This is a genomic window from Streptomyces uncialis (assembly GCF_001905345.1).
Lineage (GTDB): Bacteria > Actinomycetota > Actinomycetes > Streptomycetales > Streptomycetaceae > Streptomyces > Streptomyces uncialis.
On record NZ_LFBV01000002.1, the window covers coordinates 562953 to 578437 of the forward strand.

11 protein-coding genes and 1 riboswitch are annotated in these 15485 nt (G+C 73.1%); of the genes, 7 read left to right on the plus strand and 4 right to left on the minus strand.

Annotated features, from left to right (window positions below; translation table 11 throughout):
* The first annotated feature begins 124 nt into the window (after positions 1-124).
* From AB852_RS39635 to AB852_RS10780, 4 genes are read left to right on the plus strand one after another with little or no spacing between them, the layout of a single operon-like run.
* Positions 125-295, plus strand: a complete 171-nt coding sequence (locus tag AB852_RS39635; protein WP_178390982.1) for a hypothetical protein — start codon at positions 125-127, stop codon at positions 293-295.
* Positions 292-1506 carry an energy-coupling factor transporter transmembrane component T gene (locus tag AB852_RS10770; RefSeq protein WP_079184499.1) on the plus strand — a complete coding sequence of 405 codons (1215 nt, stop codon included), beginning with the start codon at positions 292-294 and terminating at the stop codon, positions 1504-1506. Before AB852_RS39635 ends, AB852_RS10770 begins: the two co-directional genes overlap by 4 nt.
* Positions 1503-3152 carry an ABC transporter ATP-binding protein gene (locus AB852_RS10775; RefSeq protein ID WP_073786418.1) on the plus strand — a complete coding sequence of 550 codons (1650 nt, stop codon included), beginning with the start codon at positions 1503-1505 and terminating at the stop codon, positions 3150-3152. Before AB852_RS10770 ends, AB852_RS10775 begins: the two co-directional genes overlap by 4 nt.
* Positions 3149-3991, plus strand: a complete 843-nt coding sequence (locus AB852_RS10780) for an ECF transporter S component family protein (protein WP_073786420.1) — start codon at positions 3149-3151, stop codon at positions 3989-3991. The genes AB852_RS10775 and AB852_RS10780 overlap by 4 nt, the downstream gene beginning before the upstream one ends.
* A 47-nt stretch (positions 3992-4038) precedes the next feature.
* Here the strand turns inward: AB852_RS10780 and metE are convergent, their stop codons facing one another.
* Positions 4039-6363, minus strand: coding sequence for a 5-methyltetrahydropteroyltriglutamate--homocysteine S-methyltransferase (metE, locus tag AB852_RS10785; protein WP_073786423.1), 2325 nt, complete (start codon positions 6361-6363; stop codon positions 4039-4041).
* A 190-nt stretch (positions 6364-6553) separates the two neighbouring features.
* Positions 6554-6775: riboswitch (cobalamin riboswitch) on the minus strand.
* A 281-nt stretch (positions 6776-7056) separates the two neighbouring features.
* On the opposite strand from metE, the gene AB852_RS10790 reads away from it, so the two are divergent.
* Complete coding sequence (locus AB852_RS10790; RefSeq protein ID WP_245876752.1) at positions 7057-8175, plus strand: enoyl-CoA hydratase/isomerase family protein; 1119 nt, start codon at positions 7057-7059, stop codon at positions 8173-8175.
* A 135-nt stretch (positions 8176-8310) separates the two neighbouring features.
* Here AB852_RS10790 and AB852_RS10795 read toward each other — a convergent pair whose 3' ends face one another.
* A complete protein-coding gene (locus AB852_RS10795; protein WP_073786426.1) occupies positions 8311-9177 on the minus strand; it encodes a methyltransferase domain-containing protein in 867 nt (288 codons plus the stop codon).
* Between the two features lie 28 nt (positions 9178-9205).
* Here AB852_RS10795 and pdxR point away from each other — a divergent pair, with 28 nt between their 5' ends.
* The gene (gene pdxR / locus AB852_RS10800; protein WP_178390983.1) at positions 9206-10696 is read left to right on the plus strand and encodes a MocR-like pyridoxine biosynthesis transcription factor PdxR; all 1491 of its coding nucleotides are present in this window, start codon (positions 9206-9208) and stop codon (positions 10694-10696) included.
* Positions 10697-11034: 338 nt separating this feature from the next.
* Positions 11035-11664 carry an isochorismatase family protein gene (locus AB852_RS10805; RefSeq protein ID WP_245876713.1) on the plus strand — a complete coding sequence of 210 codons (630 nt, stop codon included), beginning with the start codon at positions 11035-11037 and terminating at the stop codon, positions 11662-11664.
* Positions 11665-11930: 266 nt separating this feature from the next.
* Here the strand turns inward: AB852_RS10805 and AB852_RS10810 are convergent, their stop codons facing one another.
* Positions 11931-13667, minus strand: coding sequence for an ABC transporter ATP-binding protein (locus AB852_RS10810; RefSeq protein ID WP_073786428.1), 1737 nt, complete (start codon positions 13665-13667; stop codon positions 11931-11933).
* A complete protein-coding gene (locus AB852_RS10815; RefSeq protein WP_079184501.1) occupies positions 13660-15480 on the minus strand; it encodes an ABC transporter ATP-binding protein in 1821 nt (606 codons plus the stop codon). The genes AB852_RS10810 and AB852_RS10815 overlap by 8 nt, the downstream gene beginning before the upstream one ends.
* Positions 15481-15485: the final 5 nt, after the last annotated feature.

Here is a 15485-nt window from a genome sequence, read left to right on the forward strand (position 1 = left end):
CACACCCAGGGAGCCGCCCTCCGCCACGTCCTGCCGCTCGGGGAAGCGACGAGGGGCCGGGGTGGAGACGGACAGACGGACACGACGGAAACGGCGGACGGGTCCCGCCGTACGAAGCGCGGCGATGTCCCCTGCCGACGGTACGACCACCACCCCGGTCCGCACCGCCCCCGCCCGTACCACCCGGGTCCGTACCACCCGGGTCAGGGACGCCCGGGTCCGTACCGCCCATGTCGGCACCGCCCGTACGGCGCTCGCCACGGCCGGACCCCGCCGCGGCGAGCGGGACCGATGACCGCATCCTCCGGCCCCGCACCCGACGCGCGTACCCCCGGTGCCCGAAAGCCCGCCGCTCGTAGGCTCGTTGGGGAACCGGACCCGGGCGGGCGCCGGTTGCCCCGTACCCTGCACCCGGTGGCCTGGTGGATCTGGGCCCTCGCGCTCGCCACCGCCGTCAGCCGCACCAACAATCCGCTGTTGCTGTTCCTCGTACTCGCGGTGCTCGGGTACGTGATCACCGCGCGGCGCACCGAGGCGCCGTGGGCCCGCGGCTTCAAGTACTACCTCTATCTCGCGCTGATCGTCGTCGCGATCAGGGTCGTGTTCCGCGCGGTGTTCGCGACCGGCATCACGCCCGACGACCACTTCCTGTTCTCCCTGCCCCGTATCCCGACCCCCGACTGGTACGCAGGGATCGAGATCGGCGGCCCCGTCTCCCTGGAGGCGCTGCTGTCCGCCGCCACCGACGGACTGCGCATCGCCTGCATGCTGTGCTGCATCGGCGCGGCCAACACCCTCGCCAACCCCAAACGCGCGCTGCGCGTGCTGCCCGGGGCCCTGTACGAACTCGGGGTCGCCGTCACCGTGTCGCTCAGTGTCGCCCCGCAGCTCGTGCAGAGCGTGCAGCGTGTGCACCGGGCCAAGCGGTTGCGCGCGGGCCGCGCCAAGGGCCTGGGCGCGCTGCGCGGCATCGTCGTCCCGGTGCTGGAGGACGCGCTGGAACGCTCGCTGCGGCTGGCCGCGGCGATGGATTCCCGCGGCTACGGCCGGGCCGGTACGGCCACCCGGGCGTCCCGGCGGATCACCGGGGGGCTGATGCTGGCGGGTATGTGCGGTCTGTGCGCCGGTGCGTACGGGCTGCTCGACGCGACCGCGCCCCGGGTGCTCGGGCTGCCCGCGATGGCGGCGGGGGCGCTGCTGTGCGTCGCCGGTCTGCGGATGGGCGGGCGGCGGGTCACCCGGACGACCTACCGTCCGGACCCGTGGCGGTTCGCGGAGTGGGCGGTGGCCGGGTGCGGTGTGCTGTCGGCCGTCGTCCTGTTCGGCGGCGCCGGGTTCGACGCCGCCGCGCTGAACCCGTCGATCTATCCGCTGAGCTGGCCCACGCTGCCGCTCGTCCCGGCGGGCGCGATCCTGCTCGCGGGGGCCGCCGGATTCCTGTCACCGCCGCCGAGGGCACCCGTTCCGCCGTCCGTCCCGTCCCCGCGCAGCGAGGCAGTCACGTGATCACCTTCGACGAGGTCAGTGTCCATTACGAGGACATGGCGGAGCCCGTGCTGCGCGATGTCGGTCTGACGGTGGACGAGGGTGAGCTGTGTCTGGTCGTCGGGCACACCGGGGTCGGCAAGTCGACGCTGCTCGGCGCCGTCAACGGCCTGGTGCCGCACTTCACCGGCGGCACCCTGTACGGGCGGGTCACGGTCGACGGCCGTGACACCGCGGACCATCCGCCGCGTGAACTCGCCGATGTGGTGGGCGTGGTGGGCCAGGACCCGCTGGACGGTTTCGTGACCGACACCGTCGAGGAGGAACTGGCCTACGCGATGGAGCAGTTGGCCGTACCGCCCGCCACCATGCGCAAGCGCGTGGAGGAGACCCTGGATCTGCTGGGGCTGGCCGATCTGCGGCATCGCGCCCTGTACGAGCTCTCGGGCGGCCAGCAGCAGCGCGTCGCCATCGGTTCCGTCCTCACCGCGCATCCCCGTGTCCTCGTCCTGGACGAACCCACCTCGGCGCTGGACCCATCGGCGGCGGAAGAGGTGCTTTCGGCGGTCACCCGGCTCGTGCATGACCTCGGGGTGACCGTGCTGATCGCGGAGCACCGTCTCGAACGTGTCATCCAGTACGCGGACCGGGTCATCCATCTCCCGGGCGGGGGCCGGGTGGTGGCCGGGCGGCCCGACGAGGTGTTCCGTACGTCGTCCATCGCGCCGCCGATCGTGGAGCTGGGGCGGACCGCCGGGTGGGACCCGCTGCCGCTGTCCATCCGGGACGCCCGCCGCAAGGCCGCTCCGCTGCGGACCCGGCTCGCCGACGCGCCCCCGCCGCCCGCCCGGCCGGAGGTCCCGGCCGTGGGCCCGCCGCTGCTGACGGCGCGCGGTATCACCGTGAGCTACGACCGGGTGCCCGCCGTCCGGGAGGTCGGCCTCGAACTCCACGGCGGCCGGGTCACCGCCCTGATGGGCCGCAACGGTTCCGGGAAGTCCTCCCTGTTGTGGGCGCTCCAGGGTTCCGGGCCACGGTCGGGCGGGACGGTACGGGTCACGGCGGCCGACGGCGGGAAGGGGGGCGATCCCCGCGATCTGTCCCCGGCCGACGCGCGCCGGCTGGTGGGGCTGGTTCCGCAGACGCCGACCGATCTGCTGTATCTGGAGAGCGTCGAGCAGGAACTCGCCCAGGCCGACCGGGAGTCCTTCACCCTGGGGAAGGATGTCCACGCGCGGGCCGTCCTCGACCGGCTCGCCCCGGGGATCGACGGCGCCACCCATCCGAGGGATCTGTCCGAGGGGCAGAAGCTGGCCCTGGTCCTGGCGATCCAGCTCACCGCGGCCCCCCGGGTGGTGCTGCTGGACGAGCCGACGCGCGGACTCGACTACCGGGCCAAGACCGAGCTGATCCGTGTCGTCGACGCTCTCGCGGCCGAGGGGCGGGCGGTGGTGATCTCCACGCACGACGTGGAGTTCGTCGCCCGCGCCGCCGACCGGGTCGTGGTGATGGCCGAGGGCGACATCGTGGCGGACGGTCCGACCGCCGATGTCATCGTGGCCTCGCCCGTCTTCGCCCCGCAGGTCGCGAAGATCCTCGCGCCGCTCCCCTATCTCACGGTCGCGCAGGTGGCCGCGGCCCTCCCCGACGACGAGGCGGACTCATGACGCTGCCCGCCCGCACGACGGCGATCCGTATCGGCCCGCGCGCCGCGGTCGTCGTCGCCATGGCGGCCTTCCTCGGGGTGGTCGCCTTCTTCTGGCCGTTCCTCGTAGCCCCCGGCAGGTTCGCCTCGCATTACGCGCCGCCGCTGATCTTCGGGGTGCTGCTCGTCCTCGTGCTGTGCGTGGTGATCTCGGAGATCGCCGAGGGCGGTATCAGTTCCAAGGCCCTCGCCATGCTCGGGGTGCTCTCCGCGGTCAACGCGGCGCTGCGTCCGCTCGGCGCGGGGACCGCGGGCGTCGAGACCGTGTTCTTCGTGCTCGTCCTGGCGGGGCGCGTGTTCGGTCCCGGGTTCGGCTTCACCCTGGGCTGCACCTCGCTGTTCGCGTCGGCCCTGATCACCGGGGGTGTCGGCCCGTGGATGCCGTACCAGATGTTCGGCTGCGCGTTCGTGGGGATGCTCGCCGGGTTCCTCCCCCGGGCCACCGGCCGCCGGGAGGTGCTGCTGCTCGCCGGGTACGGTTCGCTGTCCGGCTATCTCTTCGGGTTCCTGCTGAATCTGTCGTTCTGGCCGTTCTCCCTGGACCCGGGCAGCTCGATCGCCTACCTTCCCGGGCTGCCCTTCACCGAGCAGTGGCAGCGCTACATCGCCTTCGACATCGCCACGTCCCTCGGCTGGGACACGGGCCGCGCGGTCACCAACTTCGTGTGCGTCGTCCTCGCGGGACCCGCCGTGCTGACCGTCTTCCGGCGGGCCGCGCGCAAGGCCCGTTTCCAGGCCCCGGTCCGCTTCGCCGCCCGCCACGGCGACGGGGACGCGGGCCCACCGTCCCTGACGAAGTAGGCCCGGAGCGCGGGGGCCGGGTGCCCGGCCCCCGCGCTCCGGTGCGGTCAGGCGTCCCCGGCCGTCAGACCTGAGCGGACCTCACGGGCGGCGGTGACCAGGTTCTCCAGCGAGGCGCGGGTCTCGGGCCAGCCGCGGGTCTTCAGCCCGCAGTCGGGGTTGACCCAGAGCCGTTCGGCCGGGATGGCCTCAAGTCCCTTGCGCAGCAGACCGGCCGCCTCCTCGGCGCTGGGCACGCGCGGGGAGTGGATGTCGTAGACGCCGGGTCCCGCCTCGCGCGGGTAGCCGTGCTCGGCGAGTTCGGTGGCGACCTGCATATGGGAGCGGGCGGCCTCCAGACTGATGACGTCGGCGTCGAGATCGTCGATGGCCTGAACGATGTCGCCGAACTCGGCGTAGCACATATGGGTGTGGATCTGGGTGTCCGGGCGTACGCCGCTGGTGGTGAGACGGAACGACTCGGTGGCCCATTCGAGGTAGCCGGCGTGGTCGGCGGCGCGCAGCGGGAGGGTCTCGCGCAGCGCGGGTTCGTCCACCTGGATGACGGAGGTCCCGGCGGCTTCCAGGTCGTCGACCTCGTCGCGCAGGGCGAGGGCGACCTGGCGGGCGGTGTCACCGAGGGGCTGGTCGTCGCGGACGAAGGACCAGGCGAGCATGGTGACCGGCCCGGTGAGCATGCCCTTGACGGGCCGTTCGGTGAGCGACTGGGCGTACGAGGTCCAGCGGACGGTCATCGGCTCGGGGCGGGAGATGTCCCCGGCGAGGACGGGCGGCCGGACGTAGCGGGTGCCGTACGACTGGACCCAGCCGTGCTGGGTGGCCAGGTAGCCGGTGAGCTGTTCGGCGAAGTACTGCACCATGTCGTTGCGTTCGGGTTCGCCGTGGACGAGGACGTCGATGCCCGCCTTCTCCTGGAAGGCGAGGACGTCGCGGATCTCGTCCTTGATGCGCTCCTCGTACCCGGCGGTGTCGATACGACCGGCGCGCAGATCGGCGCGGGCGGCGCGCAGTTCGTCCGTCTGGGGGAACGATCCGATGGTGGTGGTCGGCAGCAGGGGCAGCCGCAGGTGCGCGCGCTGGGCGACGGTCCGTTCGGCGTAGGGCTGGGAGCGGCGCCCGTCGGCGTCGGTGACGGCGGCGGTACGGGCGCGTACGGCGGGGTCGTGGGTGAGCGCGGACCCGGCGCGGGACGCCAGGTCGGCGCGGTTGGAGGCGAGTTCGGCGGTGATCGCCTCGGTGCCCTGGGCCAGTCCCTTGGCGAGGGTGACGATCTCGGTGGTCTTCTGCTGGGCGAAGGCGAGCCAGCGGGCGATCTGCGGGTCGATGTCGCGTTCGGCGTCGGCGTCGAGCGGGACGTGCAGCAGCGAGCAGGAGGCGGCCACGTCGACCCGGTCGGCGAGGCCGAGCAGGGTGCCGAGGGTGGCGAGCGACTTCTCGTAGTCGTTGATCCAGATGTTGCGGCCGTTGACCACGCCCGCGACCAGTCGCTTGCCGCGCAGTCCGCCGACGGCGGCGAGGTCCTCCAGATTGCCCGCGGCGCGTTCGGTGAAGTCGAGGGCGAGGCCGTCGACGGGTGCCTTCGCCAGGACGGGCAGGGCCTCGCCCAGCCGGTCGAAGTAGGAGGCGACGAGCAGCTTGGGCCGGTCGGTGAGCGCGCCGAGGTCACGGTAGGCGCGGGCGGCGGAGTTCAGTTCGGCGGGGGTGCGGTCCTGGGCGAGGGCGGGTTCGTCGAGCTGTACCCATCCGGCTCCGGCGGCCCGCAGATCGCCGAGGATCTCGGCGTAGACGGGGAGCAGCCGGTCCAGGAGGGTCAGCGGCTCGAAGTCGGCGGGCACCCCGGGGGCGGGCTTGGCCAGCAGGAGGTAGGTGACCGGGCCGACGAGGACCGGCCGGGGGTCGAGACCGAGTGCGAGGGCTTCCTTCAGCTCGGCGACCTGCTTGGCGGGGTCGGCGCCGAAGACGGTGTCGGGGCCGAGTTCGGGGACCAGGTAGTGGTAGTTGGTGTCGAACCACTTGGTCATCTCCAGCGGCGCGACGTCCTGGGTGCCGCGCGCCATGGCGAAGTAGCCGTCGAGCGTGTCGGCGGCGACGGCCGCGCGGTGCCGGGCGGGGACGGCGCCGACCATGACACTGGTGTCCAGCATGTGGTCGTAGTACGAGAAGTCGCCGGTGGGCACCTCGTGGATGCCGGCGTCGGCCAGTCGGCGCCAGTTGGTCCGGCGCAGACCGGCGGCGGTCTCCCGGAGGGCGTCGGCGGTGACGCGGCCCTTCCAGTAGCCCTCGACGGCCTTCTTCAGTTCCCGGTTCGGTCCCTGGCGGGGGTAGCCGTACACGGTGGCCTGTGCTGCCGCGGCTGCGGACTTCGGTGTCACGGAACTCTCCTTCGCGAGATGTCTCCTGAACATCCCGGCGACGGGGCGGGAGCGCGAAGGGGGTGACAGACCGGACGGAACCCGTGCCCGCGCGCGAGGCGCGGCCGTCCGCCGATATGTGCCGCCCGGACGATTGTCCGGGGTTCCTCCGACCCGCCCACGAGGTCACCGGGATCGCCGCGCACGAGGGGTCGTGCGCGGACAGCGGGCAGGTCTTCGGACTCGCGGGCACGTACGCCGGCCTCCCGGCGGACTCCTACTGGCCGTCGCTTCCCAGACCCGGCCGGGCCCAGTGCGTATGACGGCGGTCGTTCCCGCTCACCGCTGCGGGGCAGTCCCGGATTCCCACCGGGTTCCCTCTTGCGACGCTTCTGTCTGGCGGACAGGGCGAACCAGCTGCACCGGCCAGCCTAGAGGGGTCGCCCCGCTTCGGACAGTGGTGTTCACATACCGGACCGTGACATGAGACACGGAGGGAGCAGGGTTGACGCCGTCCGGCACCGACGGGGCACGCCTTCCCGTGGGCGTCCGAGCGGGTACGGGGACCTGGGCGGATACGACGTGTCCGGGCGGGTAGGGCATCGTGGGACCGGTCCGCGCGTCTGCGGGCCCCCGTCAGATCCTGGAAGGAACGGAAGAGATCATGCGCCTCATGTGCCTCGTCGTGGCCGGGTCCCGGACCGGGGCCGTCCGGTGACCGGGGGCGAGGACACCGTCCTGACCCGGGTCGAGGGCCGCTGCGGCATCATCACCCTGAACCGCCCCCGGGCCCTCAACGCCCTCACCCACGCGATGGTCCGCCGGATCGCCGCCGCGCTCGACTTCTGGGAGCACGACCCGGCGGTCCGCACGGTGGTGATCACCGGGGCCGGTGAGCGCGGACTCTGCGCCGGTGGCGACATCCGCGCCATCCACGAGGACGCCCGCGCGGGCGGCACCGCGTCGGCGGCCTTCTGGCGCGACGAGTACCGGCTCAACGCCCGGATCGCCCGCTACCCCAAGCCGTATGTGGCGCTCATGGACGGCATCGTGATGGGCGGCGGGGTCGGTGTCTCGGCGCACGGCGATGTCCGGATCGTCACCGAGCGGTCCCGGGTCGCGATGCCGGAAACGGCGATCGGCTTCGTACCGGATGTCGGAGGGACGTATCTGCTGGCCCGGGCGCCCGACCGGCTCGGTGTCCAACTGGCCCTGACGGGGCAGGCGGTGGGGGCGGCGGACGCCCTGCTGTGCGGGCTCGCGGACCACTTCGTCCCGTCCGGCCGGCTGCCGGACCTCGTCGCGGCGCTGACCGGGGCCGAGGTGTCCGAGGTGCTTCCCGGGTTCGCCGGTGAGGCGCCCGCCGGGGAACTGGACGCCTGCCGGGAGTGGTCCGGGCACTGCTACGCGGCGGACACGGTGGAGGAAATCGTGCGGCGGCTGCTCGGCAGCGGCGCACCGGCCGCGAAAGAGGCCGCGGAGGTGATCCTCACCAGGTCGCCCACCGCGCTGAAGGTCACGCTGGCGGCCCTGCGCCGCGTACCGGGGCTCGGGCCGCTGGAGGCGGTGCTGGCCCAGGAGTACGGGGTGTCCTGCGCCGCCCTGTCCGCACCCGACCTGCTGGAGGGCATCCGTGCCCAGGTGATCGACAAGGACCGCTCCCCCCGGTGGACCCCGCCCTCTCTCGACCAGGTGACGGACGCCGATGTGGCCCGGCACTTCGCCCCGCTCGGCGACCAGGAACTCGTCCTGGCCCCCGGTCCCGGTCCGGGCCCCACCTCCGTTCCCGGTTCCGGCTCCGGCTCCGGCTCCGGTCGGGAGGCGCACGGCTGAGCGTGACGGCGGCCTACGGCCCGGCCGGCGGGTGCTGGACGGGCCGGGCCGGGGTGCCGAGCGGGCGTCAGACCGGCGTGGGCGTCAGACCGGCGTGGGTGTCGTGACGGACGGGGACGTCGTGCCGGGCGGACTTCAGACCGGCGAGGGCTTCGTGGCCGACGGGGGCGACGGGTTGACGGCGGTGGCCTTGAAGAACGTGTAGTGGAAGGTCCCTTCGCGGGCGGTCCGGTGCAGATCGGCGATCCCCCGGTCCCAGTCGGCCGACGTGATGAGGGCGGCGGCCAGCGCGTCGCCCCGGACGGCCTCGACCATGGCGGTGAACGTGTCGCGGGTGAAGCCCTCGGCCAGCGCGGGCCGGGTGCGGTCGGCGTAGACGGTGCGCGGGCGGACCTCGACGTCCTCGTACCCGGCGCCGGTCAGCAGGGGGTGCAGTTCCCGGCCGAGCAGCGGGTTCCCGCCGGCCGCCGTCTGAAGGCTGATCTGGCACTCGATCGCCGCGCGGGCGTACAGGCTGTCCGGGTGGAAGAAGGCCGATCCGTGGTCACCCTCGATGACGGTCAGGGTGCCTCCGGGCCGCAGCACACTCCGCAGTACGGCCAGCGCCTGCCGGGGAGCGGGCAGATGCTCCAGGACGAAGCAGACGAAGACATGGTCGAACTCCCCGTCGGCGAAGGGCAGATCGTACACATCGGCGCGATGCCACTCCATCCGCGCGTCCGGCACGGCGGCCGCGACATGGGCGCGGGCCCGCGCCAGGGACTCCTCGGACCGGTCGGCCGCGACGATGTGCGCGCCGGGACTGGACCTGAGCAGATGGACCGTCTGGGCGCCGACCCCGCAGCCGATCTCCAGTACCCGGCTGCCGGCCGGGTAGGACGTGCCGTCGTGCAGCAACCGCGCCAGGGTGTCCGCCTGGTCGCCCAGTCGGCGGCCCTCGCGCCGGGAGTATCCGTGAACGTAGTCGACTGTCGGGACGGGGCCGGGACGCGCTGTTTCCATGGGTTCACCCTGCTGCCAGCATGGCCCGGTGAACAGATCCAATGACCATGCTTCCGACAGGTCCATAACGGCGGGGTCCGACTTCCTGCATCTGAGCATCGACGAGGCTCCGACGGGCGGGAAGGCGGACTGGCTGACCTCGCAGATCCGGCGCGCGCTGACGGACGGCCGTCTGCCGGTGGGCAGTCGGCTGCCGGCCACCCGGGTCCTGGCCGCCGAACTGGGGGTGTCACGCGGTGTGGTCACCGAGGCGTACCAGCGCCTGATCGAGGACGGACATCTCGCCGGACGGGGGCGGGGCGGCACGATCGCGGTCGGCGCCCCCGCGGCGATCCCGGCGGGTGGACCGGCCACGCCCGCCGGTCCGCCCTCGCCGCGGGACCTGTTCACCGCGGCGCCCGGCCCGGACGTCTTCGATCTGATACGCACCGTCCGCGCGCGGATCGACCTGTCGCCGGGGCTGCCGGACCTCGCGGCGTTCCCACGGGCCGAGTGGCTGCGCGCCGAACGCCGCGTCCTCAACTCCCTCGTGGCGGCCGACCTCGGGTACGGCGACCCGCGCGGGACACCGGCGCTGCGGCTGGCCGTGGCGAACTGGATCGCCCGCAACCGCGGTATCAGGGCCGATCCGGAGGAGATCGTCATCGTCTCCGGCACGGCCCAGACGCTCACCCTGCTCGGGCAGGTGCTGCGTGACGACGGCGTCCCCGCGGTCGCCGTCGAGGACCCCGGTTCACTCGGAGCCCGCCAGCATCTGCGCAACTGCCGGCTGGACACCCCGCCCGTCGCCGTCGACTCCGAGGGCGTCCGCGTCGACGAGCTGCGCGCCATGGGCGCGGCAGCCGTGCTGCTGACACCCGCGCACCAGTTCCCGACCGGTGTGGTCCTGCGCGGCACCCGGCGCGGCGAACTGACGCGCTGGGCCCGGGAGAGCGGCGCGCTGATCATCGAGGACGACTACGACGCCGAGCACCGCTACGACCGGACCCCGGTACCCGCGCTGCGGTCCGTGCTGGCCGAGAACGTCTGCTACGCCGGGAGCGTGTCCAAGCTCCTCGCCCCCGCGCTGCGTATCGGATGGGTCCTCGCCCCGCCGAGGTACCGCGCGGCCCTTGTCGACGCGAAGCGGTTCGCCGACCTCGGCAGCGCCGTCCTCCCCCAGCTGGTGCTGGCCCGGTTCATGGAATCGGGCGAGATGGAGCGCCAGTTGCGCCTGCGCCGCAGACACCATCGCCGCCGCCGGGACGCCATGGTCAAGGCGATCGGCACCCGTCTTCCGGGCGCGACCGTGCACGGCACCGCCGCCGGTCTGTATGTGACGGTCACCTTCGACGCGGGCTTCGCCGACACCGATCTCGCCGCCGCCGCGCTCGCCCGAGGGGTGAAGGCGCAGCCCCTGTCCTGGCACAGTCAGCGTCCGCACCGGCCGGGGCTGGTCCTCGGCTACGCCGCGAGCACGGTCACGGAGATCGAGGAGGGCGTGACGACCTTGGGCGAGGCCCTGCGAAAGCTGCTGTGACCGTGGACCGAGCACAGGAACGGGGACGGGTACGCAGCCACGGACGCGAACCCGTATCCGTACGCCGACACGGACCGGCCTGACGCGGACACCGGCGGACCCTGCCCGGCGGCCGGCGGCACGCTCCGGAGGGCCGGCCCCTCGACCGCCCATGGCGGGAAGCCGCCTGCTTTGCGGGTCTGCGGGGAAGAGCCGCTGGTCACGCGGCTTCGATCGGCGGGGAATCTCATTCCCCGAGATCGCTGTTTAGGCTAGCCTAAGCTTAGTTCGGACTGGTCGGAGTCGCCGTTCCCGGTCGCTCCCGGTCGTCCTGTCGTGCCGTCAGCGAGGAGATTCCCGTGGGTCCGCCTGCCGTCGCGTCCTACCCCATGCCCGCCAGGGCCGAAGTACCTTCCTCGGCGGCGTCATGGACGATCGATCCCGCGCGTGCCGCGCTGCTCGTCCTCGACATGCAGCGGCATCACCTGGGCCGTTTCCCGACGGACGACGCGCCGACGGAACAACTCGTGGGCAATGTGAGCGCGCTGCGGGAACTGGCCGGGGTGCTCGCGATACCGATCGTGTTCGGCGTGGAGCAGGCCGTCCGGCAGCCCGATCAGCGGGGCGTCCTCGGTGACCTCTGGGGTCCTGGGATCACCGATGCCGCCGACGCGGCACTCATCGACACGCTCACGCCGCGCGCGGGAGAGCATGTCGTCGTCCACACCCGGCCGAACGCCTTTCTCGGCAGCCAACTGGAACGGACCCTGCGGGGTTATGGGCGCGACCAGTTGATCGTGTGCGGGCTCTTCGCCGGGCTCGGTGTGCTGCTCACCTCGGCCGATGCCGTGATGCAGGGCATCCAGCCGTTCGTCGTCGCCGACGCCGTGGCGGATCTGACCGCCGAGGAGCACACCGGCGCGCTGCGCTGGATGGCCGTGCACAGCGCGGTGGTCACCCGGACCGAACAACTGCTGCACGCGGGCTGACCTTCACCCGCGAACGGGCTTGAGGCACTGCCTCCCCACAGCCCGACGTCCTCACAGCCCTGCGTCCCCACAATCCGGCGCTCCGCCGCTCCGCCGCTCCGGGGGAGCTCACGATCCGCCGCTCCACCGATCAGGCGCACCCACCGCGCGGTGTTTCCCCCCTGACCCGCGTGTCCCACGACTCCCGATGCCGGTGAGAGCCGACGGACCGGGCCCTGCCCGTCAGGCGGGGGCCGATGGACCGGCCCCCGCCCACCGGGCCGCTCTCAGCCCTCCGCCAGGACCATCCCGTCGTCGAGGCGGACCACCCGGGGAAGCCGTTCGATCGTCGACTCGCGGTGGGCGATGACGATCAGGGTGCGGTCCGCGCGCAGCGTGTCGACGGCGATCTCCAGCCGCCGGGCGGTGTCCGGGTCGAGATCGGCGGTCGCCTCGTCCAGGACCAGGACGGCGGGGTCGACCAGCGCCGCCCGTACCAGACCGATGAGCTGGAGTTCACCCGCGGACAGCGCCTCGGCGCCGCGGCCGACCCTGGTGCGCAGACCGTCCGGGAGACCCCGCGTCCAGTCCTCCAGGTCCAGCCGGGCCACGGCGGCGGCGATCCGCTTCTCGTCCGGGGTGCCGGGCACCAGACCCAGGTTGTCCAGGAGGGAACCGTCGATCAGGTGCACCCGTTGCGGCACGAGGACGACGCGGCGGCGCAGTTCGGCGGCGGAGAGCTCGCGCAGATCCCTGCCGTCGTAGTGGACGCTGCCCGAGTCGGGGGTGTAGAGCCCGGTGACCAGTTTGGCGAGGGTGGTCTTCCCGGCGCCCGTGGGTCCCGCGAGCCCGAGCCGCTCACCGGGCTCGACCCGCAGCGAGAGGCCGTGCAGCACCTCCCTGCCACTCAGGTACGAATAGCGCACCGCGCGGATGTCCAGCACTCCACGGGCGGCGGTCAGCGGCCCACTCCTCCCGGTGTACGGCCCGCGGGGCGGCACCACCACGGACGGACCCGGTCCGGGGTCTTCGCGGGACGCGGTGGTGGCGAGCAGGTCGAGGAGCCGGGCGAGGCCGACCAGGGTGAGCTTGACCTGGCCGACCAGGTTGGACGCCTGGGCCGCCGAGTCGAAGAGCTGGCGCGTGGCCAGGACGAACACGACGACGGTGCCCACGCTCACGCGGCCCTCGGCCACCAGCCGGCCGCCGAGCAGCAGCAGTACCGCGGTCGTCGCCCCCTGCACCACGCGGGCAAGGCTGATGAGGGACAACGACCGCTGGCTCCGGCGGGCCGCTCGGTAGCGCCGCTCGCCGTCGCGCAGGAAACGCGTACGCCAGAAGTCGGTGCCGCCGCCGGTCCGGAGCATCTCGTGGGACTGCACCAGCTCGCGGTAGGTGGTGGCGACCCGGCCCGCCGCGGCCGCCTCGGCGGCGAACGCGGGATCGGCGGCCTTCTTGAACAGCCGCAGCACAACGATGATGGCGGGCACGAACACCACCAGCAGGGCCGATGCCAGCAGGGGCGAGTAGCCGAACAGCACGATCGTGGTGAGGAGCAGTTGTCCGGCGACGGTCAGGACATCGGGCAGCTGGGCCCGGACGAAGTTGGCCAGATCGGCGATCTCGGTCGTGGCGCGCCGCAGCAGATCACCCGAGGGCTGGGCCTCCAGGAACCGCAGCGGGGCCCGGGAGAGCCGTTCGACGACGAGGTCCCGCAGTTCGCGGACCACCCGTTCGCCGACGGTGGTGAGCCGGATCTCCGACTGCCGGAAGAGCAGCAGCCGCAGCAGAGCGAGCGCGGTCAGGACCGCCACCGCGGTCATCAGCCCGGCCCGGTCGCCGTCCAGCAGGCGGTCGACGCCCGCGCCGATGACCGCGGGTACGGCCACGGTGGTCGCGGTGGCAGCCACGCTCAGGGCCAGTGCGGCGAGGACGCCGCGGCGCTGGGTACGCAGATGGGGCCAGGCGCGCCGGAGTACAGCGCGCTGGTCGGGGCTCGCGGACAGCCGTGCCTGTTCAGCCACCGGTGGTCACCCGGGCCTCCGTGCCGGTGATCCCGGCCGGGGTGGCGGGCTCCAGCGTGACGACCTGGTCGGCGGCGGCCAGCGGGGCCGGCCGGTGGGTGGCCCACACCACCGCCGTGCCCTCGGCCCAGGCCCGTAGCCGTGCCACGATGATGCGTTCGGTGGCGGTGTCGACGGCCGAGGTGATGTCGTCGAGGAGCAGGACGGCCGGTCGGCGCAGTACCGCGCGGGCGAGGGCGAGGCGTTGGAGCTGTCCCCCGGAAAGGGTGCTGCCGCGCTCCGCGACCTCGGTCCCCAGTCCGTCGGGCAGCGAGTCGAGGTAGCCGTCCAGGGCGGCGACACGGCAGGCGTCGCGCAGTTCGTCGTCGCTGAAGGTGCCGCCCAGCCGCAGATTGTCGGCGAGTGTGCCGCTGATGGTGCCCGAGCGCTGGGGCACGAATCCGATGCGGGTGTGGACGTGGAGCGGGTCGGCATCCCTCAGCGGGACACCGCCGAACCGGACCTCCCCGTCGCCGGGGTCGACGAGCCGGGCGAGGACACGCAGCAGAACGGTCTTGCCCGAGGCCATGGGTCCGGTGACGGCTGTCAGGGTGCCGGGTGCGGCCGTCAGGGTGACCGGGGCGAGCGCGGTGCGCCCGCCGACGGTGACGGACACGGACTCCGCTTCCAGCAGACCCTCCACCGGCAGGTCACGGGCGGGCCGCTCAGCCGGCCGCTCGTCGGGCCCGGGCAGGAGCACCTCCTGAAGTCTGCGGGCCGCGGTCACGGCCTGGCTGAGCTGGCTCAGCCGCATGGTCAGCACACCCACCCACAGCACCAGCATGCTCATCCAGCTGGTGAACGCGACGATCCCCCCTACCGACATGTCGCCCCGCAGCACGGCGAGTCCGCCGAGGCCGAGCCCGGCGCCGATCGCCAGGGCGGGCACGAACGGGGAGAGCGCGGCCCAGTCCGCCGAGATCCTGGCGGCGGCGAGCGTGTGCTCGGTGACGTCCGCGCTACGGGCCGCATGGCGCCGTACGAGGGCCGGTTCGCCTCCGATGCCGCGTACGGCGGCGCTCGCGGACAGCAGGTCCTCGACGGCGTCGGCGCGGTCGGCGTGCGCCGTGGAGAGCGCGGTGTTCGCCCGGCCGAAGCGCCGGGGGAACCAGTACGTGTTGATCCACACCAGCGGCGGCACACAGGCGAGACCGACGACGGCGAGCAGCGGGTCGAGGCGGACGATCGCGGCGATCATCACGGCGAATCCCACCGCACCGGTGACGAAGGACGGGACTCCCATCAGCCAGGTGCGGACGAGGTCGACGTCGCGGGTGCCGCGCATCCCCAGATCTCCCTCGCCGAACCGTCCCAGCGAGCGGCTGTCGAGCCGGGCGACCCGGTCGGCGAGGGCGAGTTGGAGGCGGTTGCCCTGGAGGGTGCCGACGAGGGTGGAGAACCAGCCGACCGCCATCTCGGCAGCGGCGGCGACGAGTCCGGCGGCCAGGATCAGCAGCGCCCAGTTCCACAGGGCGTCCTCGTCGCCGCCGACGACGCCCCGGTCCACGGCGCGTTCGATGAACCATGGGAGCGCGATCAGGGCCAACTGGTAGAGCAGGCCGCTGAGTACGGCCGAGGTGAGGAGTCCGGCGCCGCTCCGCAGACAGGCGCCGAGCAGTCTCCGTCCGTCCTTGGCCGTAGGACCGGAGCCGGGATCGGGACCAGGACCGGGGTCGGGACCGGAGTCGGGGCCGGAGTCGGGATGGCCGGACCGGTCGCCGTCGGTCGGGGTGGTGTCGTCCGGGGCGGTGTCGTCCGGGGGTGCGGCGGTCATCTGCG